The organism is Paraburkholderia sp. GAS82, assembly GCF_050436285.1.
Classification (GTDB): domain Bacteria; phylum Pseudomonadota; class Gammaproteobacteria; order Burkholderiales; family Burkholderiaceae; genus Paraburkholderia; species Paraburkholderia phenazinium_B.
The window spans coordinates 1-1,382 of sequence record NZ_JBNDLX010000028.1 but is presented as its reverse complement, the minus strand read 5'-3'; the positions used below and the strand labels follow the sequence as shown (position 1 = coordinate 1,382).

Genomic DNA, 1,382 nt, shown 5'->3' with positions numbered 1-1,382 from the left:
ACACACCTGTTATAGGATCAAGCCTTACGGGCAATTAGTATCAGTTAGCTTAACGCATTACTGCGCTTCCACACCTGACCTATCAACGTCCTGGTCTTGAACGACCCTTCAAGGGGCTCGAAGCCCCGGGGATATCTCATCTTAAGGCGAGTTTCCCGCTTAGATGCTTTCAGCGGTTATCTCTTCCGAACATAGCTACCCGGCGATGCCACTGGCGTGACAACCGGTACACCAGAGGTTCGTCCACTCCGGTCCTCTCGTACTAGGAGCAGCCCCCTTCAAATATCCAGCGCCCACGGCAGATAGGGACCAAACTGTCTCACGACGTTTTAAACCCAGCTCACGTACCTCTTTAAATGGCGAACAGCCATACCCTTGGGACCGGCTACAGCCCCAGGATGAGATGAGCCGACATCGAGGTGCCAAACACCGCCGTCGATATGAACTCTTGGGCGGTATCAGCCTGTTATCCCCAGAGTACCTTTTATCCGTTGAGCGATGGCCCTTCCATACAGAACCACCGGATCACTATGACCTGCTTTCGCACCTGCTCGACTTGTCGGTCTCGCAGTTAAGCACGCTTATGCCATTGCACTATCAGCACGATTTCCGACCGTACCTAGCGTACCTTCGTACTCCTCCGTTACACTTTGGGAGGAGACCGCCCCAGTCAAACTGCCTACCATGCACTGTCCCCGACCCGGATAACGGGTCAAGGTTAGAACCTCAAACAGACCAGGGTGGTATTTCAAGGTTGGCTCCACGCAGACTGGCGTCCACGCTTCACAGCCTCCCACCTATCCTACACAGACCGGTTCAAAGTCCAATGCAAAGCTACAGTAAAGGTTCATGGGGTCTTTCCGTCTAGCCGCGGGGAGATTGCATCATCACAAACACTTCAACTTCGCTGAGTCTCGGGAGGAGACAGTGTGGCCATCGTTACGCCATTCGTGCAGGTCGGAACTTACCCGACAAGGAATTTCGCTACCTTAGGACCGTTATAGTTACGGCCGCCGTTTACCGGGACTTCAATCAAGAGCTTGCACCCCATCATTTAATCTTCCGGCACCGGGCAGGCGTCACACCCTATACGTCCACTTTCGTGTTTGCAGAGTGCTGTGTTTTTATTAAACAGTCGCAGCCACCAGTTTATTGCAACCCCTTCACCCTTTGCCCGCAGGGGCATCAAGCTACAGGGGCGTACCTTATCCCGAAGTTACGGTACCAATTTGCCGAGTTCCTTCTCCCGAGTTCTCTCAAGCGCCTTAGAATACTCATCTCGCCCACCTGTGTCGGTTTGCGGTACGGTCTTGTTGAACTGAAGCTTAGAGGCTTTTCCTGGAACCACTTCCGATTGCTTCGTCGCCTAAGCGACTGGCCTC

General features: G+C 53.4%; 1 rRNA gene. It reads right to left on the bottom strand.

Features of this window, described 5'->3' with window-relative positions:
- Nucleotides 1-13: 13 nt before the first annotated feature.
- A 23S ribosomal RNA gene (locus P3T17_RS37490) occupies nt 14-1,382 on the bottom strand; the annotation flags it as partial.